Genomic DNA, 23,971 nt, shown 5'->3' with positions numbered 1-23,971 from the left:
TGAGTGGGCAAACGGACGAATACCCGGCTGATCCTCGGCTAGTCTTTCAACGCCGACGCGAGCCTTCAACACCCCTAACAAGAGTCGACTAGCATGCAGACACTGGTCATCGGCATCGACCTGAGCACCACCACGTGCAAGGTCATCGCCTGGAATGCGCAGGGCACCTTGGTTGCCCAGGCGCGCGCGCCGCTGGCCATGGGCCGGCCGCACAGCAACGCCTACGAGCAGGACCCGCACGATTGGTGGCGGGCTGCGCAGACCGCGCTCAAGGCGCTGTCGCTGCTGATTGATACGCAAACGGTGGCCGCCGTGGCGGTGGTCAACCAGCGCGAGACCGTGGCGGTCACCGATGCCGACGATCAACTGCTGCGCCCGGCCATGCTCTGGCTGGACGAGCGGCGCAAGCCCGAGGTCGATACCTTGTCCGCCGTGCTGGGCCTCGAGCGTTTGCACCGCATGACCGGCAAGCCCCACGACTGGTCACCGGCGATCTACAGCCTGGCCTGGATGGCGCGCCACGAAGCGGCCCTGTTCAGGCGCATCCGTCACGTCTACGATCCCCATGCGTGGCTGGTGCGCCAGCTCACCGGGGTGTTCGCCACCAGTTGGGCCAGTGCCGACCCCTTTGGCGCGTTCGATATTCACCGCCACGTCTGGGCCGAGCCGGTGCTGCAGGCCTTGCCCACGCCCTTGTCGGCGGACTGCTTCGCGCTGGCCCGGGCGCCGGGGACGCTGCTGGGGCGGCTCACCCCGCAGGCAAGCGTGTTGACCGGGTTGCCGGTGGGGGTGGCGGTGGTCGCCGGCGGCGGTGACGGTCAGGCCGGTGGCCTGGGCATCGGGGTGGTGCGCCCCGGCATGGCCTACCTGAACCTGGGCACGGCGATCGTCTCGGGGGTGTTCTCGCGCACCCCGGACACTGCCCAGGCCTTTCGCACGATGTGCGCCGTGGGGGGCGACGGCTATGTGCTGGAGACTTCCTTGCGTTCCGGCACGTTGTTGATCAACAGCCTGTTGCGCCAGTTCTTTCATATCGATGTGGCCAGTCAGCCGGATGAACTGCTGGTGCTGGAGCGGGCAGCGGCAGCAGTGGCGCCGGGCAGTGCCGGCTTGATCCTGTTGCCGTACTGGAACGGGGTAATGAACCCCTATTGGGATCAGGACGCTCGTGGCTGCCTGCTGGGCCTGTCACCCGACCATGGCCGCGCCGAGATCTACCGTGCCTTGCTGGAAGGCATCGCGCTGGAACAGGCCGTGGCCACCAACGCCGTGGTGGCTGCCACCGGGCAGCCGGTGCAAGCTTTCGTGGCTATTGGTGGCGGGGCGAGCAGCCGCTTGTGGTGCCAGATCATGGCCGACATCACCGACCGGCCGGTGGTGCGGGCCTCGGCGCAGGAGGCCTCGAGCCTGGGGGCGGCCATTGCGGCAGCCGTCGGGGCGGGGTGGTATGGGGGTTTCGCCGAGGCGGCCGAGGCCATGACTCAAGGGGGCGAGACCTTCGAGCCCAACCCGGCGTTGCGGGGGTTTCATCAAGAACTGTTGGGGATTTATGCGGATGTCTATCCGCGGTTGCGGGATTTGTTTCCGCGATTGGCGCGGTTGGGGATGGCTTGAGATCTCACTCCAGCAACTGCCCAGCGGCCCCCTCGTCGATCACCAACTCATGCACCACCTGGCGCAGCAGCACGGCCTTGATGATCTCGGCTTTGTACGGGCCGCCCGAAACCAGAATCACCTTGGCCACGCGGCTCAGATCGTCCAGCCCGAGGGAGATTGCCCGGCGATTGAACGGGTGATCGACTTCATGCCCGTCACGGTCGAGCCAGCGCCCTAGCAGATCCCCCACGGCACCGGCCGCCTGCAGCGAGGCCGCGTCCTCGGGTTTGACCAGGCCCAGTTCCAGCATCAACGAACGTTCGCTCAGGTCGCCCACGGTCAACAGCGCCACGTCGGCCTGGCGGGCCTTGGCCAGCACGGCTTGCACCGAGGGCTCGGCGAGGATCATGTCGCGGTACTGCTCCGAGGGGGCGAACACCGGGGCGGCGAGGTAGTAATATTCGCCGCCGAACAGCCCGGCCAGGCTTGAGGCCAGCTCTACGGTGTTGTTCGCCGAACCGTAGTGCAGGCCGCCCAGCAATGACACCACGGTCATGTCGCTGAGCGCCTTGCCTTCGAGCTCACGCACGGCCTGACGCAGGGTCCGGCCCCAACCTACGGCGACGGTGCAGCCATCGCGCAAATGCGCCTGCAAGGTCGGCGCTACGCCGACGCCCAGCACGCGAAAGATCTGCGAGGCGTCCTCGGGTGACGGCACCACGGTGACCTTTTGCAAACCGAAGCGCTGTTGCAGACGCTGTTCCAACTCGATGCACGAGGCCAGCCGCGAGTTGATGCGAATCTGCACCAGCCCGGTCTCGCGGCACGTTGCCAAGGCCTTGTTGACCCGCACCCGAGTGATACCGAACAGGTCGGCGATCTGCTGCTGGGTGAGGTTGCTCACGTAGTAATGCCAGGCAATGCGAATGTTCAATTGTTCGTCGGCGTTCACCGGTTCAGCGTCGGTAACAGTCTGCACAGCGTCCCTCGATCGTTGGTGGGCGGTTACTTCACGGCGCCCATGGTCAGCCCTTGTACCAGATGCTTGGAAACCATCAATGCAAAAATGATCACGGGAAACACGATCAGGGTCCCGGTCGCCATGATCTCGCCCCAGGGCAGGTCGTAGCCGCTCATGAAGCTGGTGGCGCTGACCGGCGCGGTGCGGGCGTTGTTGCGGGTCAGCACCAGGGCGTAGAGCAGCTCGTTCCAGGAAAAAATGAACGAGAAGATCGCCGAGACGGCCACTCCCGGCATGGCCAGCGGCAGGGCGATGCGCCAGAAAATGGTGAAACGCGACGCGCCGGAGAGGCGGGCGGCTTCGTCCAGATCCTTGGGCACCCCGCGAAACTGGTCGGTGCAGATCCACACCACGATAGGCAGGTTGAACGTCAGGTACACCAGGATCAGCACCAGTTGCGTGTCGATCAGGCCGAGGGTGCGGGCCATCAGGAAGATCGGCAGTGCCACCACAATCGGGCTGAGCATGCGGTTGGTGATGAACCAGAACCACAGGTCTTCCTTGCCGCGAAACTCGAAGCGCGCCAGGGCATAGGCGGCTGGTGTACCCAGGCCCACGGCCAGCACCGTGGTGCTCACCGCAACGATCAGCGAGTTGCCGAGGCTGTGCAGCACGTCGCGCTGAAACAGCACCTGCACGTAGTTGTCCAGGTGCGGGGTGAACAGCCAGATGGGTGGCGAGGCCAAGGCCTCGGCCTGGGTCTTGAGGCTGGTGGCGACCATCCAGTAGAACGGAAATACCGCGAACAGGAAGATCGCCAGCAGCCCCACCAGATGCCAGGCGTTGACTCGCGCCCTGGGGCGGACCAACGCGGGCGCGGCGGTGCTCAATGTGTTCATGTCAGATCTCCCGGTAGACGAACTTGATGTACAGCCGCGCCAGCACGATGGTCAGGATCAGCAGCAAGATGGCCTGGGCCGACGCCAACCCCTGGTCGAACACACGAAAGCCCACGCGCTGGATGTACACGCTGACCAGCTCGGTGGCCGCGCCGGGGCCGCCGCGGGTCATGGTGAAGACGGTGTCGAACATCTTGAGGACGTCGGCGGTGCGCAGGATCAGGATCACTGTGGCGCTGGGCAGCAGGAACGGCAGCTGCACGTAGCGCACGATCTGCCAACGGTTGCGGGTTTGCAGGCGGGCGGCCTCCTCGACCTCGGTGGGGACCATGGTCAGGCCGGCCAGCAACACCAGGGCGCAGAAGGGTGTCCATTGCCAGATGTCCATCAGGGCCACGGCGATAAAGGCGTTGGTGGTGTCTCCCAGCCATTCCACCGGCCCGGCGCCCGCCATGGCCAGCAGGGCATTGGCCACGCCGAAATCACGGTTGAAGACCAGTCGGCCGATCAATCCCGCCACGGCCGGGGCGGTGGCCAGCGGGATCACCAGACTCATGCGCGCCAGCAGTTTGAAACCGGACAGCCCCGGCTTGTGCAGGAGCAAGGCGATGAACAGACCCAAGGCCAACTGGATCGGCACCACGGTGATCAGAAACAGCCCGGTGCGCCCCAGTGCTGCCCAGAACGAGGCATCGTGGAGGACGTTGAGGTAGTTGTCGAAGCCGACGAAGGGTGTCGGGTCCCTGGGCCGCGCCAGGTTGTACTGGCGAAACGAATTGACCAGCGCGAACACCGTGGGAAAGATCCCGATCAACGCCAGGGCAACGGTGGCCGGAGCGAGGAAGGCGCGGGCGGCGCGGGTGTTGTTCCACAGGGTCGGGAACAAGGGTTTTTGGGGTTTGGGCATGGGGGGCTCCAGGTCAATGTCACGACTGAGCGCGGCTTCTGCAGGGCCGAGCAAGCTCGGTCCTGCAGAGGTCAATACGCTGCGGCTATTTCAACAATTTCGCCTTGCCGTCGTAGTACCCGGCCTTCTTCAGAATTTCCTCGACCTTGCTGCCGATGGTCTTGGCCCCATCAGCCACACTGACCTTGCCGAGCATGATCGCCGTGCCGTTCTCGCCGATGACTTCGGAAATTTCCGGCCATTGCGGGAAACGCGGGCGGTAGTCAGGCACGCCGCCTTCCCACGAGGTGACCATGGGTTGCACGAACGGGAAGCGCTTCTGTACGTCCGGGTCCTGGTACACCGCCATGCGCCCGCTGACGCCACCGGCGTCCAGGTAGGGCTTGGCTTCGGCCTCGGAGGTGACCCATTGAATGAACAACCAGGCGGCGGCCTTCTGTTTGTCGTCGGACTTGGAATTGACCCCCAGCGAGAACCCGCCCAGCGCCGGTTTCAGTCCGGCACTGCCCTTGGGTTCGGTGGCCACCGCCAGGCAGTCGGTGATTTTCGATTTGGCCGGGTCGGCGAGGGTGCCGTAGAACGCCGACCATTCGGTGATCATCGCCACCTTGCCCTGGGCCAGCGCGTTGACCGACTCGTTGTGGTCGTAGTCGACGATGCCTGGCGGCATGTACTGCATCAGGTCCTGGCGAAATTGCAGGCCTTTCTGCGAATCGGCGGAATTGAGGTTGGACTTGAACTGCGCATCGAGCAGCGAACCGCCGAACGGCCAGAGGAAACGCATGAAGCTGTCCGCTGACTGGGTTTCGCCACGCCGCGATTGCAGGGCGTAGGCGTAGCGGTCCTTGCTCTTGTCGGTGAGTTTGGGTGCGTAGACCTTGAGCAGGTCGTCCCAGGTGGCCGGCGGCTTGTCGAAACCGGCATCCTTGAGCATGCATTTGTTGTAGAACAGCAGCCCCGAATAGTTATCGAATGGCAGCCCGTAGGTCTGCTTGTCCCAGCTGCCGAAGGATTCCAGCAGGATCGGGAAGAAACCCTTGAGGTTCAGGGCCGGGTCCGCCAGCTTGGGGTCGTTGGTGAACGTGGTGATGGGTTCCAGCCAGCCGTTTCCGGCGAACTCGCCGATCCACACCACGTCGGTCAGGACCACGTCCAGTTGCTCGCCGGAGGTGAAACTGAGCACCTCGCGCTCGCGGCTGTTTTCGTAGGGCACGGTCTCATAGCTGACCTTGATCCCGGTTTTCCTTTCGAACTCGGGCAGCATCTTGATCGCGGCGGCGTACCCCGGACGGTCGAGAAAAATCGCCTTGATCTCGGTGCCCTTGTACGGCGCGGCGGCCTCTTCGAGGGTCCAGGCGTGGGCCGTGCCAGCGGCGAGTGCCACCGACAAAGCCAGGGCGTTGCGGACAAATCTGCTCATTGCATGACCTCTTTTATTGTTGTGATCGAGGGTGTCGGCTGCTGGGGTATGGCTATTGCTGGCTGGGCAGGATGATGGTCTTCAGGGCACCGTCGAGAAAGTCCGATGGGAAGCTGAAGGCCGAGTCAGTGTCGCTCAGATCGAAGCGGTGGGTGACCAGGCCCTCGACGTCGACGACGCCCCGGGCGACCAGTTCGATGGCGCGGTCGTAGACATGGCCCATTCGCCGGGACATGCGAATGTCCAGGCCCTTTCGCCGCAGCAGCGAGGCGCTGAGCGGGGTGTACTGGTCGCCGTCGGGAATGCCCACCAGCACCACCCGGCCGCCGATGCGTGCGCTCTGTGCAGCGATCGAAAAGCCTTCCGGCGAGTTGGTGGCTTCCAGCACCAGATCGACCCCGCGCCCGTCGGTCCACTCGGCGATGGCCTCATGGCTGGCGGCGCTCTGGTCGGCACCCAGCTGCAAGGCCTTGGCGGCGCGGTAGGCAATCGGGTCGATGGCGTAGATAGCCTTCTTGCACAGCTGCCGGGCCAGTTGCAGCAGGCACAGGCCGATGGGGCCGCAACCGATGATGGCGACGGTCTCGAAGGTTTTCTTTGAACCCGCCAGGTCCATGGCATGGATCGCCACCCCGAGGGGTTCGAGCATCACCGCCTGCACCGCCGTGAAATGTTCGGGCACCGGGTAGATCTGGCTGGGGGCGACCACGATGTATTCGGTCATGGCGCCGTGGGTGTGCGGCGGCGAGCCGAGGAACACTACATGGGGGCAGAGGTTGACATGGCCACGCCCGCACCATTCGCACTGGCCGCAGGGCCGGGCCGGGTCCACCGCTACCAGTTGCCCGGCCTTGAGCCCGAGGGCGGGTTGATCCTCCACCACGCGGCCGGCGAACTCGTGGCCGGCGATGAACGGCTGGGTGATCCGGGCATGGCCGATGGCGCCTTCCTTGAAATAATGCAGGTCGCTGCCACACACGCCCACGGCACTGACCCGCAGGAGAACTTCATCCCCCACCGGGGTTGGAATCGGCTTGGTGCCGATGCGGATGTCGCGAATACCGTGGATGTACGCAGCCCGCATTTTTCCCGCTCCTTGACATTTGTAATATCTGAATTACAAATGATCGTAGAGCGTAAAACCTTGCTGTCAAGGCGCGATGATTGTTCTCGTCGTCCCCCCTCTCATAACAACAGGAAAACCTGACTGTGACCGAGCTCAGTTTGCGTGGCGTCGAGAAAGCCTACGGTGAAATCAAGGTGCTGCATGACATCCACCTGAGTATCGAAAGCCGCGAGTTCGTGGTGTTCGTCGGGCCTTCGGGGTGCGGCAAGTCGACCTTGCTGCGCTGCATCGCCGGGCTGGAAAGCATCACCCAGGGCAACATCCGCATCGGCGCGCGGGACGTGACCTTGCTCGAACCGGCCGACCGGGGCGTGGCCATGGTCTTCCAGTCCTATGCGCTGTATCCGCACATGACGGTCTACGACAACATCGCCTTCGGCCTGAAAATGCAGAAAACCCCCAAGGCCGAGATCGAGGCCAAAGTCCTCGATGCCGCGCGTATTCTGCAGCTGGAGCCGCTGCTGCAACGCAAGCCCAAGGCGCTGTCCGGCGGGCAACGCCAGCGCGTGGCCATTGGCCGGGCGATCGTCCACGCGCCCGAGGTGTTTCTGTTCGACGAGCCGCTGTCCAACCTGGACGCCTCCTTGCGGGTACAGATGCGCATCGAGATCGCCAAGCTGCATGCCGCGTTGCAGGCGACCATGGTCTATGTCACTCATGATCAGGTCGAGGCCATGACCCTGGCGGACAAGATCGTCGTGCTGAACAAGGGCGGCATCGAGCAAGTCGGGGCGCCGCTGGAGCTGTATCACCATCCGTGCAATCGCTTTGTGGCAGGTTTCATCGGCTCGCCGCAGATGGGTTTCATCCAGGTGACAGTGCTGGCCACCAGCGGTGAAGGGGTGCAGGTCAGTCTGCCGGGCGGCGCGCGGTTGTGGGTACCGGTGGACGGCAGCGGCGTCAGCGTGGGGGCGCTGCTGAGCCTGGGCCTGCGCCCCGAGCACTTGTCCGAGCGCGGCGTGGGTGATGCGCAGTTCAGCGCCCAGGCGCTGTTGGTGGAGCACCTGGGCGGCGAGACCTTCACCCACGCCCAGACGGCCGATGGGGTCGAGGTGATGGTCAAGGGCGACGGGTTATCGACGGTTCAGGCGGGGCAGACGGTGGCAATCGGTGTGACCGGGGCGCGTTGTCATCTATTCGATGAACAGGGAAAGGCGCTGGTGCAGCTGCGCCATTACACGGCGGTGGGGGAGGCGGCGCGGTACGTCGGGACCCCCCGTACCGCGTAGACCTGCGCGAAACCCGCGACAGGGAATCAGCCGACCAAGCTGGCCACCACCTCATCAAACCCAGGCCGCGCCAGCACATCCGGCTGCACGCACGCCTGCTGCAACGCTGCCAGCTCGTCCAGCGGCTCGGGGCAACGTTCCAGCCACTCGCCCAGCAACAGACCAAAGGCCCGCACCTCGATGCGTTCGATGCCACGGGCGGCCAGGCTGTCGTCGGCAGGGTAGAAGCAGGCGGCGCCGAAGTCGCCGAACAGACAGTCGCCTGCTTCGTGCCAGAGGATGTTATGGGCGTAGAGGTCGCCGTGGTTGATGCCATGGTCGTGCAGCTGCGCGGCCACCGAGGCGATGCCTTGGGCCATGCGCTGGAGCACGCCGGGTGTGAAGCTCAGGTCATCGGCGTAGACATCGCGGCTGCATGAGGCGAAGCTCGGCGGCCCGGCCAGGTTGAGGTAAGACGGGTCGATCAGGTTCATTACCAGCCCGGGGCTGCCCTGCGGGTGCCCGCTGACCCGGCCTTCCACCTTGATCAGATTGGGGTGCGAGCCTGCCGCAATGCAGGCTGCCATTTCGTTGAGCGGCGAGCCGTCGCTGGTCATGCTGCCCTTGTACAGTTTGACTGCCACTTCCAACTGGCGGCTGCGCCACAACGCCTGCTGGATCACCCCGGAAGCACCTTCGCCCAGGCGTTTGTGCAATTGCAGGTCGGTCCAGTCGATGTCCGGCACCGCGCCCGGCTCGTGGGGTGTGCAGAAGACGTCGGGCAACGGATTGCCGGCGTACGCCAGCCAGGCCAACCGTGGCAGGGTAAACAGCCAATCCGGCAGATGGGTCAGGCGATTGGCTGACAGGCGCAGCAGCTCGAGGTTTTCCAGGCGGGCGAGACTGGCTGGCAGCTGGGTCAGGCGGTTGCCCGACAGCATCAGTTTCTGCATGCGCGTGCAGTCGCCCAATTCCTCAGGCAGTTGCTCCAGGCAGTTGTCGGTCAGGATCAGCCAGCGCAGCACCGGTTGCAGCGCCGCCGCCGGCAGGTGGGCGATACGATTGGCCTTGAAGCCGATCATGCTCAACTGCGGGCATTGGCCGACGCAGGCCGGCACTTCGGCGAAGTCGTTGTTCGAGCAAAAGAGGATCTGCAGATGCTTGAGCCGCCCCAGGTCGGCAGGCAGGCTGCTCAGGTGGTTGCCGCTCAGATCGAGGATCTGCAGCGTGTCGGCCAGCTCGAAAATCTCCTCGGGGAACTGAGTCAGGCCGCAGCTGAGTGTGAGTCGGGTGGTGCCGGCCAATTGGCCGGACTTGAGGCGTGCCAAGGTATCCATCGTCGCAAATCGTCTCGAAATCAATCACGACGGCCATCATAGCCGTTGCTGCGGTGCTTGGCTGCGACCAAGGTCAAATGGCAGCTTTGCAGCTGCCGGCCATACTCAGTGCCTGACCTTCAATAACAACAACCCAGGGTCCAGGCATGAATGACTCGAGCCCCGCTCATCTCCCGCGCTACATCGACCATTACGCACGCTCCGTCGAGGACCCCGAGGGCTTCTGGGCCGAGCAAACCCTGGCGGTCGCCTGGTTCCAGGCCCCGCTTCAAACCTTGCTGGACAAACCCGATGGCACTCAGCAGTGGTTCACCGACGGACGGCTCAATACCTGCTATCTGGCGCTGGACCGCCACATCGAGCTGGGCCGGGGGGCGCAGCCGGCACTGATCTACGACTCGCCGATGACGGGCGTGCAGCGCCAGTTCACTTATGTGCAGTTGCGCGACGAGGTCGCGCGGCTTGCCGAGGTGCTCCGCGAGGCCGGGGTCAAGCAGGGTGACGGGGTGATCATTTACATGCCCATGGTCCCGGAAGCGGCGATGGCGATGCTTGCCTGTGCCCGCATCGGTGCCGTGCATTCGGTTGTGTTCGGCGGTTTTGCCCCCAACGAACTGGCGGTGCGCATCGACGACGCACAACCGCGTCTGCTGCTGACTGCCTCCTGTGGCCTGGAGTTCGACCGGGTCATCGAGTACAAGCCGCTGGTGGACAGGGCCCTGGCCCTGGCCCGCCACCCGCCGGCCCAGGTACTGGTGTTGCAGCGGCCCCAGGCCCGCGCCGAGATGCAGTCGGGTCGCGACCTGGACTGGGCCCAGGCGCTGGCCGAGGCGCGTCCGGTGCCGCCCGTGGAGCTGTCCAGTGGCGACCCGCTGTACATCATGTACACCTCCGGCACCACGGGGCGGCCCAAGGGCATTGTACGCGACAACGGTGGCCACGCGGTCGGCCTGCTGTACGCCATGACGGCGGTGTTCGGGATGCGGCCGGGGGATGTCTGGTGGGGCATTTCAGACGTCGGCTGGGTGGTCGGGCATTCGCTGATCGTCTACGGCCCCTTGTTGGCCGGTTGCACCACGGTGCTGTACGAAGGCAAGCCGATCCGCACCCCGGACGCTGGCGTGTATTGGCGTATCATCGAGCAATATGGCGTCAACTCGCTGTTTTGCGCGCCCACGGCCATGCGTGCCATCCGCCGGCAAGATCCGCAGGCCGACGGGCTCAAGGGCCGTGACCTGAGCACCTTGCGCCAGCTGTTCCTGGCGGGGGAAAAACTCGACGGCGCGACCCATGCCTGGCTGCAAGAAAAGACCGGCAAACCCGTGCACGACCACTGGTGGCAGACCGAAACCGGCTGGCCGGTCACTGCGCCCTGCATGGGTCTGGCCGGCAGCCGCAGCAAGGCCGGTTCCAGCAACCAGCCGGTAGCGGGTTACGTGGTGCGGGTACTGGACGAGCAGGGCGCGGAGCGGGTCGACGGCGAGCCCGGCGCCATTGTCCTGCGCCTGCCGCTGCCACCAGGCTGCAGCCAGACCTTGTGGCGTGATCATCCGCGCTATCTGGACGCCTATCTGAAAGCGTTCCCCGGCTATTTTCACACCGGTGATGGCGGTTACGTGGACGCCGAGGGATTTGTTCACATCATGGGTCGCACCGACGATGTGATCAATGTGGCGGGGCATCGGCTGTCCACCGGCGAGATGGAAGACGGGGTGTCTCACCACCCCAGTGTCGCGGAATGCGCAGTGATCGGTGTACCGGACGCCCTCAAGGGCCAGGTGCCGCTGGCGCTGGTGGTGCTCAAGGATGGCGCGGACCCCGGGCCCTTGCAGGCCGAAGTGGTGGCGTGGGTGCGCGAACAGATCGGTGCGCTGGCCTGTCTGCGCGAGGTGCGTATCGTCAAGCGTCTGCCCAAGACCCGCTCTGGCAAGATCCTGCGCGCGGTGCTGCGCAAGATCGCGGCGGGGGAGGACGTGGTGGCGCCGTCGACCATCGATGACCCGGTGATTCTTACCGAAATTGCCCAGGTGCTGTCGGTGTTTCGCTGACCTCGATCAACTGGCCCAGGCGGCTGCGGGTGCGCATAAGGTCGATGGCGTTGGCGGCGAGGGCCTGGGTCAGCGGCCATTGGCTGATCACGGTAACGAGCTTGTCCTGGTCGTACAGCACGTCGACCAGGTTGATGAAGCGCTGTTGCACGGCGATGGAGCAGTCATCCAGCAGGGGCAGGTGGTCGATGATCCATTCATCGAAGCGTTTGCACAGTGCCAGGTAGTCCATCACGGCAGTGGGCTCTTCGCACACGTCGGCAAAGTCGAAGCGGATCCGTCGTTCCTCGCTCAGGCGTGCGCGCAGCAGCCGGGTGCCCACTGGCAAGGGAAAATGCGCCAGCTCGGCGGCGGGCAGGTGCAGGGCCTGGCGCTGGCTGTCAAGACCGGGCCAGACGTAGCGGCCGCGGGTGAACTGCTGGCCGGCGCGCGACTGCGGCAGGCTGCGGTAGTCGGTGTCGCCGCCCACCTCCAGGACTTGCATGTCCGAGTGGATCAGGCGGATCACTGGCAGGAAGCGCTCGTGGTACAGCGGGTTGGGCAGCAGGCCTTCGGGTGGATAGTTGGACGTCACGATCAGCAGGATGCGGCGCTTGAACAGCGCCTTGAACAGGCGGGTGATCAGCATGGCGTCGCCGATGTCGTGCACGTGGAACTCGTCGAAACACAGCAGCCGACAGTCGCTGAGCAGTTCGTCCAGGGTCAGGGCGAGGGGGTCGTCACGGCCTTGGTGGCGGAACATGCCCTGGTGCAGTTGGACGAAAAAATCATGGAAATGGACACGGCGCTTTTCGCTCAGCTCGGCGGCCTTGAAAAAACCGTCCAGCAGCCAGCTCTTGCCGCGTCCCACCGAACCGTAGAGGTACAAGCTGCGCGCCGGCGGTGCGGGCGGCGCAGCACTCAGCGGACCAGCGCGTTCAGCCAGGCTCTGCACCACCTGCCATTGACCGGCGCTGAGGGTGTAACCCTGCTGCTGCGCGCTCTGGCGGAAGAACTGCTCGATGCGCTCCCCGGCCGGGGTGGAGGCGGGGGGCTTGGGGCTGCGTTTGAACCAGGATTTCTTCGGGGGTAGAACGGTCACGGCAAGTCTCTGGGTTCCGTGGGCGAGGGGGCAATTTATCACATGACCTCTGTCGGAGCGTGCGAGTCAACGCAACAACTGCACGACCTTGGCCACTGCGCTGAGCACATCCTTGCCCAGCTGCGCCGAACGCTGACCGTTCCAGCCGGTTTCGGCGTTGGGCGCGTCGTCGTGGTCCTTGAAGGGCATCTCCAGGGTCAGCGCCAGGCAATCGAAGCGCTGGCCTACCGAGTTGCAGGCCAGGGTCATGTTGGCGGTCCCGGGTTCATCGAGGGTATAGCCGTGTACCGTCTGGAAGTCCGCTGTCTGGGCTTGCAGGACTTGGCGGAAGGTCAGCTCGAGGTCGGCAATGCGCGTGGTGTAACCCGGGTTGCCTTCGCAGGCGGCGGTGAAGACGTAGGGGATGGCCTCGTCGCCATGGGCGTCGATGAACAGGTCGACGCCATGTTTATCCATTTGTTGCTGGGCGAAGAACACCTCGGGGGTGTATTCGGCGCTTGAGTCCTGCCAGGCGCGGTTGAGGTCCTTGCCCCGGGCGTTGGTGCGCAGATGCCCATGGAAGGCGCCATCCGGGTTCATGTTCGGGATCAGGTACAGGTCGGCCACGGCCAGCAAGGCATTGAGTTCCTTGTCGTCGCTGCGCTGCAGGCGCTCGATGATGCCTTCCATGAACCACTCGGCCATGTGCTCGCCGGGGTGCTGCTGGGCAATCAGCCAGATCTTGCGGTGCGCGGGGTCACCGTTGCCCCGGCGCAAAAGGGGGATTTCACGACCCTCGGCGCTCTTGCCGACCGCGATCAGCTGCATGCCGGCCTGATTCAAGGCCTGATCCACTAGCCAGTCGTGACGCTCACGGCTGTAAGGTTCGAAATAGGCGAACCAGACCTGTTCATGGCGAGGTGTCAGGTCAAATCGCAGCGCCGAGCCATCGTACCGGCTGGGCACGCGGAACCAGCTCTTTTGATCGTAGGAGGCAACAGCATCGTAGTTGTGCCAGGCCTCGTGGTAGGACGACTGGCCGGCGTTGTCCAGAGAGAAACCATAAGGCTCGCCGGGTACGAGGTTGGCTACCTTGAAGTGGAACCATTGGAAGTGGTCGCTGTAGGTGTCCGGGCGGATCGCCAGGCGCACCAGACGAGGATCGCTCGCATCGATGACCTGGATGTTTCCGCTGTCGAAGTCTGCGGAAATGGCGAGCATGGGCCGGGTTACGGTCATGATCTGGGTACCTTGTGAAGTGCTTGTAGACGCTACTCTACACCCAACCTTGCGCCGGTTTCTTCCAGCAAACGGCCACAGGCGTGCTGGCAGTCGCCAATCGGCGCTTTCGCTGCGCGTTATTTCCTTGCTATCATGCGCGCCTGCAAAGCGCACACCTCTTCATTAGCCTGAAGACAAAAAAAAGACCCGGTAAAAACCGGGTCAAAAACCGTGATTAGCCTGATGAGGAGATAATCCGAAGTCCGACCAAGGTCTTGCGGATTACCCAACCGATCTCGCGATCAGTTGCCTCAATAATAATCGTTATCATTTGCATGTCAAATGGTTTCTGCTTTCGTTACGTCGAAGCTCAGCCCAGTGGCAATTCCGTCGTGCGCTTGACCACGCTCATGGCGATGTTGGAATGGGCTTCAAGTACATGGGGCTTCTGCAATAGATGCTCGCGCAGAAAGCGCTCGTAGCCGGCAATGTCCTGGGCCACGACCTTGAGCATGTAATCCATGCCTCCCGCCATGGTGTAACACTCCAGCACTTCCGAATACCCGGTGATAGCCTCTTCGAACTCCGCGAGGTTGCGTCGGCCATGCCCCGACAGTTTGACGTTGACGAACACGGTCATGCCCAGGCCCAGCTTCTGCGGGTTGAGCAGTGCCACCTTGCGTTCGATCAAGCCATCCTCCTGCAACCGATGAATGCGCCGCCAGCACGGCGATTGCGACAACTCCACCCGCTCGGCGACGTCGGCGGCGGAGAGGTCGGCGTTGTGCTGTAGCAGGGCCAAGATGCGTTTATCGATGGGGCTGAGGGTGTTCTGCATGAACGAATCTCGCTTTTTGTTTTTCAAGGGCGCTTTCATGCAGATTAACAGGCTCGAAGGGTTTCGACGCCGGTGTGGTGCGAGGGGGGAAAAGGTTTTTTCGGAAGGACGGACAGCACGAAGGGGAGCCTGGGCTCCCCTTCGAAAATGACTGCGTGTGCTCTTTTATTATTATTGAGGGGCGGTCTGTTGTTGTTTTTGTCGACCGTGACCCTTTGTCGCTGTGGGGTGCGACCCCCATTCGGGGGTCAAGAGCAAACGTATTTTTTTGAGCGCTGACTTGCCTTCATCTGTCGATCCAACCGATTCGGACGCTACCTCGGGGTAGTTTTGTTGTTCTCTGTCCGGTTGCGGGGGCGAACCCCGGGAAAGCACATCTTCTCCAAAAAAATCTGTTAGCTTCGCCTCTGCCGCGTTTGTTCTTGTTATGTCAGAGCCGTTTCGTCTTATTTTTATTAGGTGTTTTTTCTGCTTTTTTATTTTTGTTGTACCAAAGCTATAGCAGTGTGCGTGCCAACTTTTTTAAATCCTTTTAAATCAAGGGTTTGAGAATTCACCCTGCTGCGACATCCTGTCGCAGTGCGCGCATCTGTTTCCGTGTTACCCGATTCTACCCTGCGACAAATCAGCGCGGTAACACATCCGGGCTATCAAGCGTTACCGCCGACGACCGGTCGGTCACTTCGGGACAGTGACCTCAGCCTGATTCAGTGCCTGGATGCAGCGCTCCTCGGCCATGTCCAGCTCCAACTGCATGTGCTGGATGTCCAGCAATTGCTGGTCCAGCTGTTTGCGACGTGCCTTGATCTTGTCGAGCAGGCTGGTGAGCTGGCGCTGGTTGCCGGCCGCCGGATCGTAGAGTTCGATCAATTCCCGGCACTCGGCCAGCGAAAAACCGATGCGCTTGCCCCGCAGGATCAGCTTGAGGGTGACCTTGTCGCGGGCACTGTAGACGCGTTCCTGGCCGCGCCGCTCGGGGGCCAGCATGCCCTGTTCTTCGTAGAAGCGGATGGTGCGGGTGGTGATGTCCAGCTCGCGGGCCATGTCGGAAATGCTGTAGGTCGTACTCATGGGCATGCTCGAAACGAAAGAAGAACGAATGTGCACGCTAGGGACCCTTGACGTTAACGTCAATGCCCATGACATCATAAATAGATAACGCCGTCGCTCGGCTGGTTGTCGCTGCAATAGCGTCCCCTCTGTACGGACGTGACGCCATGACCACTGATTCCCCCGGCTCTGCCAACAACCCTGCCTACCACCTGCTGTTCGGCAGCCTTTCCATGGACCTGGAGCCGCACTGGCGGCAGTCAGCATTGGCCCGCCAGCAAACGGCGATACATGCATTGATTGAAACCAGCCCGGCTGCACTTGAACCGTTACTGGCCTGGCATCGCGCGTTGCGCAACGCGGATCTGCAAGCCCGCGCCGCAGCCAGTCAATTGCTCGCTGAGCCGACGTTGTGGCAGATCGTGGGCGTGGGTCACCCGGTTTTCGACCGTCTGGTTCAGGCGCGCGGCCAAGGCGTGCTGGCGGAGGCACGGATGCAACAGGTACTGGGGTTCCTCGCTCAGGCCGAAGTAAGCCGCCTCGAAGCGTTGGTGAGCGGCGCGTTGCAGAGCGACGATACGGTCTATCAAGTGGCTTTCGAACACGAGGCACGGTTGCATTACGTGCCTGGGGTGCTGGTGCTGGTTCAGACGGGCGGCAGCGCTTTGCTCATCTGGCCAGGCGCGGGGGGCGGTGTGCAAGGTTATCCGACGCTGGGGGTATTGGCCCGGGCGTTGTGCGGTGAGCGCTCTGGCGATGGCCCCGAGCCGCAATGGCTGCCACTGGCCGCCAGCTACATGGCCAACAGCGTGCGCGCCCAATGGCAGGACATTCAGCAGCACGCATCGGCCATCGGCCGTGGCGAATGCCTTTATGACGACACGCCAGACAGTTCGAGCGCCATGGAACGTCTGCGTAGCGAAGCCTTGGAGGACCTGGCCATCGGCCTGCAGCCGGCTCGCAGCCAGGCGTTGGGAATTGGATTGGAGGAATGGCGAACCCAGCTGGTGGCCGAGTCACTGCCGCCGTGGTGGGGCGGGTTACCCGTCAGCGATCAAATGGCGCTGCAAGCTTCGCTCCAGGCCTACCTTGAGGCCCAGCGTTGCAGCGATGCCTTGATGCGACAGGACTTGCCGGCGCGCGATGAGCTGGTCCGGCGCCAGCTGCGGCAGCGGGTGGTCACCGATTTCGGCGCCATTGGCACTTGGCGCGTCACTCTGGACCTGCCCGAGCATGTGGCTTGGGTCAAGCAACCCGTGACCGGCTCGGGTTCCCCCGGCACCCCAGTGCGTCAGATTCCCCAGCCCAGCGCCGAGCGCGTGCGCCTGTCGCTCGATGAGTTGGCGGTGCAGGCCATCGACGTGCCGATGGCGTTGCGGCTGCAATTTCTGCGCGTAACGATCGAGGCGAGCGATCACGCCACGGCGACAGCCCTGCGCAAGGGCATCGACAAGGGCTGGCTGGAACGGGTCGTTCGCGAGCTGGACCTGGCCAAGCTTTACGAGGACGCCTTGTCCGCCGCCTTTCTCGGTATGCCGGGCGAGACCACCGAGGCCGCCCTGCGCCGCCGCGAAACCATCGCCGCGCCGTGGCGGCATCGTCTGCAATGGCAAGCCAGCAGTGCCATGCTGGCCGGGCAGTTGAGTGAAACCGGCTGGCAGATGGTGCACTGCGCGCTGCATGCCGAACAGTCCACGCACTGGAAAGCACCCGGTTGGGACCTGGTCATGTCTTCGCCAATGCTGGGCTCTGGCCACTGGGCGGGTTTGCCCAGCCCGCAGGTCGGCCTCAGTGGGGTCATGCTTCTGGAGGAGCGCGTGTCGGGCTTGACCGTGCTCTATCTGCCCGATTTCGTCGGCCCCCGCCCGTTCGTCGAATATCCGAACATGAAGGCCGCCTGCCTGGGCATCGCGCACATGACCCGCGAGAGCAAGCCATTGGATTACTTCGCCAGTCGGCCGGTCGTCGGTGATCCCGCTGCCCATGCCGGCTACCTGCGTGAAGCCCACCGGCGCAATTTCGAGGATTTCATCAAGCCGGGGTCGGTGTGGCCCGTTACCACTTCCCTGGCCATGCACCAGGCCAATGTCTATTTGGGCCGCCTGGTGGAGAGCCATCGTTCCGGCTCGCGGTCCCAGGCGGATCTGTATCTGGAACATCGCGCGATCAGCCACGGCGACGTGTTCAATCACATCAAAATGGCCATCGGCATGCTGCCCTTCCTGGGTGTGGCAGTGAGTGTCTACGACGGCTGGGTCAGCGCCAATGCCGCCGTCGAGGCTTTTCTGGAGGGGCGTCCGGGGGAAGCGCTGGATCATATAGAGTCGGTATTGCTGTCCATCGTCGACGCGGGCATGGATGTGCTGCCCGCGCCATCGGCCGGTCTGGCACCGAGGTTGCGTGCGCGCACTCGCTTGCGTCAGCGTCATCGCGTATCGGCCACGATCAGGCATGCCAGCCAGCCGCCAATCTCCCGGCTGCAGGGCTACGAGGCCGAGGTGTCCTTGAGTGGCCTGCAACCGGGCAGCAGTGGGCGTTACCGGGGTGTGTATCAACACCCGGAGGGCGATTTCATCCATCAGGACGGACGGGTCTGTCGCGTCCAGTGGGACGACAGCCTGGCCATCTGGCGGCTGGCCGCGACCTCCCGGCGCGGCTATCGGCAGCCGGTGGTGCTGGATGATTTCAGCCAGTGGACCACGTATGGGGCGCTGACGGGTCAGCTCGTCCCCGCCGGTGCTGGCGGTGGTGCCTGGCTGGGACGGCTGGCCCAGGAGGGTTGGGCAGGGACGTCGGGTTTTCTGCGTCGGCGTTTGCTGGGGGCTGAAACCGAAGCGGCGCGGGCGCAACGCTTGCGCGATGAGCTGAATCGACATTTGTTATTGCAGGATGCCGTGGTCGAGCGTTTCGACACTGTCCGGGCGCAGTACCTGCACGCCCCTGATTCAGCGGCCGGTGAAGCGGCATTGATGGCGGCCAGTGATGAGGTCCTCGGGTTCTATAAAAGCGCTGTCGAAAAAGCGCTTGCGGCCTTGGGCGACAGGCCGCCCACCCGGCAGTTCAGCACCGATCTTGGCCTGACGATGGAGAGTGTGATCCGCCATGAGCGTTTGAAGGGCGCGCACCTGTTGCACGCTATCCAGGAGGCGATCAAGAAGATGAAAGCCAGTGACAGCCCGAATGCCTCACCCGATCATCAGCATGCCGCCATCATCGACTGCGTTCTCCAGCTTCACCGGGCTTCCTCGGCGGGGCTGGCCAATCGCCTGGCGCTGGAAGCCTGGGTCAATGCCCTGCGCCCTCGGCGCGCAGCCCAGCCGCACTTGCCCAAGCTGGAGGCCCTTCTGAAAGAATCCGCCACCGCGCTCGATCACCGGGCGGCCCATCTGTCGATCCTGGGCCTGGCCGCTATCGACGCACATCGTGGCACGCCGGCAGCCCGGTTTGCCCTTGATCGCTATCATGGGTTGCGTTCGGACATGGTTCGCGCCGCGTTTGCCTACCGCGAGCTCAAGGCAGGCAAGGTGAATGTGTCGTCCAACGAGCGCCATGCGCTGCTGGATAATGTGCTCAGGCAGTTGCGCCGTCTGGAGGCCAACGAGTTCCTGCTGTTGAATGACAGCGGCGTGTTCAATCCGACCTATTGGCAGGAGATGCGCCGTCTGGTCGACGCCCTGATTCTGGAGGTCAGTGAAGACCTGCGGACACTGGAGACGAGCCTTTCGCGCATGACCGCTGCCAAGGCGGCCGCCCGAGAGGTCAAGAACCAAGGCGCCAAGCGGATGTTTGAAACCGAAGACGAACACCTGCTGATCGGTTCGGCGCATCGCACCGGGCAGGGGGATGAAGTGATCAATATCCATGAGCCCATTTCCGGTCAGGTGATCGAAACCTTTTCGCGGCAACCTCAAGGCACCTGGCGCAGCAACCGGGCCAAACCGGCGCCCCTCCTGTTCCAGAGGGCGCAATTGGCAAGCTTGCTCGACGGCGCGCGGCGGGCACTGGACGAGGCGCCGGCGCTGACGCAGCACGTCCAGGCGCTGGCCCGAAAGGCCACGGTCTATGAGCCCCGAGATCTGGAACACATGCTCTCCAGTCAGGCTGACGTACTGAGCGGCTACGCACAACAGTTGCACCGGTTGGCGGGCGATCAGGCGGCAGGGCTGCTGCGTCAGCTGGAGGGGCAGGCCACATCCCTGCGCCAGGACGGCATCCGAATTCGGATTGTCCAGACCAAACGCAGCCTCCCTACCGGAAGCCGGATGGCCTACCTGCTGGAACAAGGCGAGGCGCGCATCGAGCGCTTGGGGGATCGAATCGGCCTGCGCAATGCCCGTGGCCGCGTCAGTGACCATCTGCAGGAGTACGTGATCATCGATCAGTCCACGGGGCAACCCATCTGGTACGCGCATTTTCATTACGAAAAGGCGGCTGCGCCGTTTGCCGAGTTTGCCCGTGCGCATCTCAAAACCATCAAGCAACGCAAGCAGGGACGCCAGTCGCAGATGCTCCAGGAGCAAAGCGGCCACACCGTCACGCCGCTGTGGCGCGAGCGTCTGGTGGCGCCTTTCATCGAGCCGTTCGCCGCCCTGCAATAAAGCCTTCGCCAGGCCGCTCAGCCAGCGGCCTGGCGCGTTTCCTGGGCGCTCACCCACTGACACAATTCGATCATCTGCTCACGCATCCAGCGGTTGGCCGGGTCCTGGTCGGTGCTTTCGTGCCAGTACAGGTGAGTCTCCACGGCAGGCACGTCATGCACTGGCAGGTTCACGTACACCAGCTCGTTGCGTCGAGCAAAACGCTCGGGCACGGTCATCACCATGTCGGTCTGCTGCAACACTTGACTGGCCATCAAGTAATGCTGGGAGCGCAGGGCGATGCGTCGTTGCAGACCGGCCTTGCCCAGCGCCAGGTCCACATGGCCGAGGCCATTGCGGCGGCTGGAAATGTGGATGTGGGTCATGGCCAGATAGTCGTCCAGGCTCAACACCTCCTTGAACTGAGGATGGCCGTGGCGCATGGCGCAGACGTAGCGGTCCTCCATGAGCTTGACATGACGCACTTGCGGGTCGGTATTGAGCGGCGCATCCACAGCGAAATCCAGGCGTCCGGCCGCCAGTTCCTTGGTGGTCTCGCGGCGCTTGCACAGAAAGCTCTCGATCACCACCTTTGGCGCCAGCCGCCGCAGACGCTGGAACAGCAACGGCAGGATCACCGCCTCGGTCAGATCGGTCATGCTGATGCGAAAGGTCTTGACCGCCTGCAAGGGATTGAAGGTCCGGCTTTCCTGCACCGACACCCGCAACAGCGCCAGCGCACTGCGCACCGGGCCGATGATGTTTTGGGCCATGGGCGTGGGCACCATGCCTTGCGCAGTGCGCACGAACAGCGGGTCGTTGAAGGTTTCCCGCAAGCGGGACAAGGCGTTCGACACTGCCGGTTGGGTGATACCGACGATTTGCCCGGCGCGGGTCAGATTGGCTTCGGTGTAGATCGCATCGAAAACGATGAAGAGATTGAGGTCGACCTTGCTCAGGTTCATGGCAGTGCTCGCAGGGCGCGGGTGCTATATGAGTTATGAATGTTTATCCACGCTGAGAATAGGTTAGATAAATTGGCCTGCGTCGGTCTAGCATCGGTCCCATTGTTGTCCGAAATGGCCTGCCCGAGGGCCAGGACTGCCCTCTGAAAAAAGGTTGCTGCCCATGGATTTTGCCTATTCACCCAAGGTCCAGGAACTCTGCGAACGTGTCACCGCGTTCATGGACGCCCATGTCTATCCGGCTGAACCGGTGTTCGCCCGCCAGGTCGCGGAGGGTGATCGCTGGCAACCCACGGCAATCATGGAGCAGCTCAAGCAACAGGCCCGCAAGGCCGGGCTGTGGAACCTGTTTCTGCCGGACTCGGCGTTGGGTGCCGGCTTGACCAATCTGGAATATGCGCCGCTGGCCGAGATCATGGGCCGATCCTTGTTGGGCCCGGAGCCTTTCAATTGCTCGGCACCGGACACGGGCAACATGGAGGTGCTGGTGCGCTATGCCAGCGAGGCCCAGCAGCAGCGATGGCTGGCGCCGCTGATGCGCGGCGAGATCCGCTCGGCTTTTGCCATGACCGAACCGGACGTGGCCTCTTCGGACGCCACCAACATGGCGGCTACCGCCGTGCGTGATGGCGATGAATGGGTCATCAACGGGCGCAAGTGGTGGACATCCGGCGCCTGCGACCCGCGCTGCAAGATCATGATCTTCATGGGCCTGAGCCACCCCGACGGGCCCCGTCATCAGCAGCACTCGATGATTCTGGTACCCACCGACACCCTGGGGGTGAAAATCGTCCGGCCGCTGCCGGTGTTCGGCTACGACGATGCGCCCCACGGTCATGCCGAGGTGCTGTTCGAAAACGTGCGAGTGCCCTATGACCATGTGCTGTTGGGGGAGGGGCGCGGCTTCGAGATCGCCCAGGGTCGCCTGGGGCCGGGGCGGATTCACCACTGCATGCGCTCGATCGGCATGGCCGAACGGGCCTTGGAATTGCTGTGCCGGCGCTCCCTGGATCGCAAGGCGTTCGGCCGGCCTTTGGCGCAATTGGGCGGCAACATCGACAAGATCGCCGATTCACGGATGGAGATCGACATGGCCCGCCTGCTGACACTCAAAGCGGCCTACATGATGGACACCGTCGGCAACAAAGTCGCCCGCAGCGAGATCGCCCAGATCAAAGTGGCCGCGCCCAACGTGGCCTTGCGCGTGATCGACCGGGCGATCCAGATGCATGGCGGGGCTGGGGTCAGTGATGATTTTCCGTTGGCTTATATGTACGCGATGCAGCGTACGCTGCGGTTGGCGGATGGGCCGGATGAGGTGCATCGGGCAGCGATAGGCAAATTCGAACTGGGCAAATACCCCGCGTAGGCGCGCGCGGGTTGTGTGGGGTCGTGGCGTGTAGCTTGATCAATGCACCCAGACCTCCACCCGCCGATTCTTGATCCGCCCCTCATCCATCGCATTCCCCGCCACCGGCATTTCACTGCCCATGCCGACAATTTCGCGCAGCACCACCCCCTGTTTCACCAGCTCGCGGCGCACGGCCATGGCGCGCAGGCGCGAGAGCAGGCGGGCGCGGTCGGGGTCGGTTTTTTCGTCGCCGAAGCCCACCAGGGTGACCTGGTGGACGAGCTTGTTGGTGCGGTTCAGGTAATCGATCACTCGTTGCACGTCGGCGCGGGCCTTGTTGTCGAGGCTGGCGCTGCCTTTGGCGAAGCGGAAGTTCACCGACAGTCGCTGGGCCTGGCGAGTCAGGTCGGCATAGGTTGCCGGCATACGGTCGGTCGCAAGGACCTGGATCGCCTGAACTGTCTGCGCAACGAAACCGCACTGGGCGACGATGGCCTGGCCTGGGTCGCTCTGAGTAAAACGCACTAATGCCTGGGCCCAGCCATTGGGCTGACCCGGCGGCAGGTAGAAGTACAGCCGCCGCGACAGCGGGTAGTCCTCGGTGGCGATCAGGCTGCGGGTGGGCAGCATGGGCTGCGCGGCGCCGTCGGTGATGGCCAGCGCGCGGGCGTGGCGCACGTACGGCAGGCCGATGAAGCCGATGGCCTGCGGGTCATGGCTGACTTCATCGGAGAGTTGCTCGCTGGATTCCAGGCGCCAGGCATCGGCCGACAAGCTTTTGCCCTGCGGCGCCAGCACCAGCTCGCGAAAGGTTTCCCAGGTGCCGGACTGGTTGTCGCGGGCATACAGGTGCACGGGGCCTTTGCCGCCCAGGCTGTCCCACTGAGTCCGTTCGCCGGAGAACAGCTGCGCCAGTTGCTCGGTGCCGAGTTCACGGATCGGGTTGTCCGGGTGGACGATCACGGCGACGCCGTCGATGGCGATGACCTGTTCGGCCTCGCTGCTTTTCAGGTCGCCCGAGGCTTGCAGGTCGGCCCGTTCCTGATCGTTGATGGGCCTGGAGGAGGCGACCAGATCGGCGTTGCCGCTCTTCAACGCGGCAAACCCGGTGCTGGAACCGTGGGCACCGATAGTGACGCTCAAGGGTTGGCCAGAGGCATCCACTGCATTGATCTGCACCTCGTTGGGGTGCTCGCCGGGAACCGTGCTGATCTGTCGGGCGCCCTGGGCTTGCAGGAGGCCGCGCACCAGGGCCGGGCCGAGCTCCGCGCCGATGGTGTTGGAGCCCTGGATGCGCAGCACTGCCGGTTGCGCCAGGGCGAACACCGGGATCAGTAAAAGAAGGAGAAGGCCGGCTCGCATGCTGGGCACCTTGGCGAAGTGCCCCGCAGATTAAGACGGATGGAT

General features: G+C 63.6%; 17 protein-coding genes. 5 read left to right on the top strand and 12 right to left on the bottom strand.

Annotated features, from left to right (window positions below; all coding sequences use genetic code 11):
* Window positions 1-93 precede the first annotated feature (93 nt).
* On the top strand, window positions 94-1,614 hold the full coding sequence (locus HB675_RS23770) for an FGGY family carbohydrate kinase (protein WP_213881606.1): 1,521 nt from the start codon (window positions 94-96) through the stop codon (window positions 1,612-1,614).
* Window positions 1,615-1,618: 4 nt separating this feature from the next.
* Here the strand turns inward: HB675_RS23770 and HB675_RS23765 are convergent, their stop codons facing one another.
* From HB675_RS23765 to HB675_RS23745, 5 genes are all read right to left on the bottom strand, one after another.
* Window positions 1,619-2,575 (bottom strand): sugar-binding transcriptional regulator, encoded by a 957-nt coding sequence (locus HB675_RS23765; RefSeq protein ID WP_213881605.1) that lies wholly within the window; start codon window positions 2,573-2,575, stop codon window positions 1,619-1,621.
* A 26-nt stretch (window positions 2,576-2,601) separates the two neighbouring features.
* Entirely contained in the window at window positions 2,602-3,456 is an 855-nt protein-coding gene (locus tag HB675_RS23760) for a carbohydrate ABC transporter permease (protein ID WP_213881604.1), read from the bottom strand.
* 1 nt (window position 3,457) lies between these two features.
* Entirely contained in the window at window positions 3,458-4,363 is a 906-nt protein-coding gene (locus HB675_RS23755) for a sugar ABC transporter permease (protein WP_213881603.1), read from the bottom strand.
* Between the two features lie 85 nt (window positions 4,364-4,448).
* Entirely contained in the window at window positions 4,449-5,783 is a 1,335-nt protein-coding gene (locus HB675_RS23750) for a sugar ABC transporter substrate-binding protein (protein WP_213881602.1), read from the bottom strand.
* A 52-nt stretch (window positions 5,784-5,835) separates the two neighbouring features.
* Window positions 5,836-6,867 (bottom strand): alcohol dehydrogenase catalytic domain-containing protein, encoded by a 1,032-nt coding sequence (locus tag HB675_RS23745; RefSeq protein ID WP_213881601.1) that lies wholly within the window; start codon window positions 6,865-6,867, stop codon window positions 5,836-5,838.
* Between the two features lie 125 nt (window positions 6,868-6,992).
* Between HB675_RS23745 and ugpC the strand changes: the two genes are divergently transcribed.
* Entirely contained in the window at window positions 6,993-8,138 is a 1,146-nt protein-coding gene (gene ugpC, locus HB675_RS23740; protein ID WP_213881600.1) for a sn-glycerol-3-phosphate ABC transporter ATP-binding protein UgpC, read from the top strand.
* A gap of 26 nt (window positions 8,139-8,164) precedes the next feature.
* Here ugpC and HB675_RS23735 read toward each other — a convergent pair whose 3' ends face one another.
* Window positions 8,165-9,454 carry a leucine-rich repeat-containing protein kinase family protein gene (locus HB675_RS23735; protein ID WP_213881599.1) on the bottom strand — a complete coding sequence of 430 codons (1,290 nt, stop codon included), beginning with the start codon at window positions 9,452-9,454 and terminating at the stop codon, window positions 8,165-8,167.
* 146 nt (window positions 9,455-9,600) lie between these two features.
* On the opposite strand from HB675_RS23735, the gene HB675_RS23730 reads away from it, so the two are divergent.
* The gene (locus tag HB675_RS23730; RefSeq protein WP_213881598.1) at window positions 9,601-11,502 is read left to right on the top strand and encodes an AMP-binding protein; all 1,902 of its coding nucleotides are present in this window, start codon (window positions 9,601-9,603) and stop codon (window positions 11,500-11,502) included.
* Here the strand turns inward: HB675_RS23730 and zapE are convergent.
* The 4 genes from zapE to HB675_RS23710 form a co-directional block, all read right to left on the bottom strand.
* Window positions 11,465-12,583, bottom strand: coding sequence for a cell division protein ZapE (gene zapE / locus HB675_RS23725; protein WP_213881597.1), 1,119 nt, complete (start codon window positions 12,581-12,583; stop codon window positions 11,465-11,467). The two genes, HB675_RS23730 and zapE, sit on opposite strands and share 38 nt — an antisense overlap.
* Window positions 12,584-12,649: 66 nt before the next feature.
* The gene (locus tag HB675_RS23720) at window positions 12,650-13,801 is read right to left on the bottom strand and encodes a M14-type cytosolic carboxypeptidase (protein WP_213881596.1); all 1,152 of its coding nucleotides are present in this window, start codon (window positions 13,799-13,801) and stop codon (window positions 12,650-12,652) included.
* Window positions 13,802-14,153: 352 nt separating this feature from the next.
* On the bottom strand, window positions 14,154-14,621 hold the full coding sequence (locus tag HB675_RS23715; RefSeq protein ID WP_213881640.1) for an Lrp/AsnC family transcriptional regulator: 468 nt from the start codon (window positions 14,619-14,621) through the stop codon (window positions 14,154-14,156).
* 678 nt (window positions 14,622-15,299) lie between these two features.
* The gene (locus HB675_RS23710) at window positions 15,300-15,692 is read right to left on the bottom strand and encodes a MerR family DNA-binding transcriptional regulator (protein ID WP_213881595.1); all 393 of its coding nucleotides are present in this window, start codon (window positions 15,690-15,692) and stop codon (window positions 15,300-15,302) included.
* Window positions 15,693-15,838: 146 nt separating this feature from the next.
* On the opposite strand from HB675_RS23710, the gene HB675_RS23705 reads away from it, so the two are divergent.
* Complete coding sequence (locus HB675_RS23705) at window positions 15,839-20,269, top strand: hypothetical protein (RefSeq protein WP_213881594.1); 4,431 nt, start codon at window positions 15,839-15,841, stop codon at window positions 20,267-20,269.
* Between the two features lie 17 nt (window positions 20,270-20,286).
* Here the strand turns inward: HB675_RS23705 and HB675_RS23700 are convergent, their stop codons facing one another.
* A complete protein-coding gene (locus HB675_RS23700) occupies window positions 20,287-21,213 on the bottom strand; it encodes a LysR family transcriptional regulator (protein ID WP_213881593.1) in 927 nt (308 codons plus the stop codon).
* Window positions 21,214-21,376: 163 nt separating this feature from the next.
* Between HB675_RS23700 and HB675_RS23695 the strand changes: the two genes are divergently transcribed.
* Window positions 21,377-22,582, top strand: a complete 1,206-nt coding sequence (locus HB675_RS23695; protein ID WP_213881592.1) for an acyl-CoA dehydrogenase — start codon at window positions 21,377-21,379, stop codon at window positions 22,580-22,582.
* Between the two features lie 39 nt (window positions 22,583-22,621).
* Here HB675_RS23695 and HB675_RS23690 read toward each other — a convergent pair whose 3' ends face one another.
* Complete coding sequence (locus HB675_RS23690; RefSeq protein WP_213881591.1) at window positions 22,622-23,926, bottom strand: substrate-binding domain-containing protein; 1,305 nt, start codon at window positions 23,924-23,926, stop codon at window positions 22,622-22,624.
* Window positions 23,927-23,971: the final 45 nt, after the last annotated feature.

It is taken from the genome of Pseudomonas sp. dw_358, from assembly GCF_018449655.1.
Taxonomy (GTDB): Bacteria; Pseudomonadota; Gammaproteobacteria; order Pseudomonadales; family Pseudomonadaceae; genus Aquipseudomonas.
This window is presented reverse-complemented; position numbering and strand designations above follow the sequence as displayed.

What these genes read in the sequence shown, in the direction of transcription:
- HB675_RS23705 (WP_213881594.1), top strand. Translation starts at nt 15,839, where the DNA reads ATGACCACTGATTCCCCCGGCTCTGCCAACAACCCTGCCTACCACCTG.
- HB675_RS23695 (WP_213881592.1), top strand. Translation starts at nt 21,377, where the DNA reads ATGGATTTTGCCTATTCACCCAAGGTCCAGGAACTCTGCGAACGTGTC.
- HB675_RS23750 (WP_213881602.1), bottom strand. Translation starts at nt 5,783, where the DNA reads ATGAGCAGATTTGTCCGCAACGCCCTGGCTTTGTCGGTGGCACTCGCC.
- HB675_RS23700 (WP_213881593.1), bottom strand. Translation starts at nt 21,213, where the DNA reads ATGAACCTGAGCAAGGTCGACCTCAATCTCTTCATCGTTTTCGATGCG.
- HB675_RS23730 (WP_213881598.1), top strand. Translation starts at nt 9,601, where the DNA reads ATGAATGACTCGAGCCCCGCTCATCTCCCGCGCTACATCGACCATTAC.
- HB675_RS23690 (WP_213881591.1), bottom strand. Translation starts at nt 23,926, where the DNA reads ATGCGAGCCGGCCTTCTCCTTCTTTTACTGATCCCGGTGTTCGCCCTG.
- HB675_RS23720 (WP_213881596.1), bottom strand. Translation starts at nt 13,801, where the DNA reads ATGACCGTAACCCGGCCCATGCTCGCCATTTCCGCAGACTTCGACAGC.
- HB675_RS23760 (WP_213881604.1), bottom strand. Translation starts at nt 3,456, where the DNA reads ATGAACACATTGAGCACCGCCGCGCCCGCGTTGGTCCGCCCCAGGGCG.
- HB675_RS23710 (WP_213881595.1), bottom strand. Translation starts at nt 15,692, where the DNA reads ATGAGTACGACCTACAGCATTTCCGACATGGCCCGCGAGCTGGACATC.
- HB675_RS23745 (WP_213881601.1), bottom strand. Translation starts at nt 6,867, where the DNA reads ATGCGGGCTGCGTACATCCACGGTATTCGCGACATCCGCATCGGCACC.
- HB675_RS23715 (WP_213881640.1), bottom strand. Translation starts at nt 14,621, where the DNA reads ATGCAGAACACCCTCAGCCCCATCGATAAACGCATCTTGGCCCTGCTA.
- HB675_RS23735 (WP_213881599.1), bottom strand. Translation starts at nt 9,454, where the DNA reads ATGGATACCTTGGCACGCCTCAAGTCCGGCCAATTGGCCGGCACCACC.
- HB675_RS23770 (WP_213881606.1), top strand. Translation starts at nt 94, where the DNA reads ATGCAGACACTGGTCATCGGCATCGACCTGAGCACCACCACGTGCAAG.
- HB675_RS23755 (WP_213881603.1), bottom strand. Translation starts at nt 4,363, where the DNA reads ATGCCCAAACCCCAAAAACCCTTGTTCCCGACCCTGTGGAACAACACC.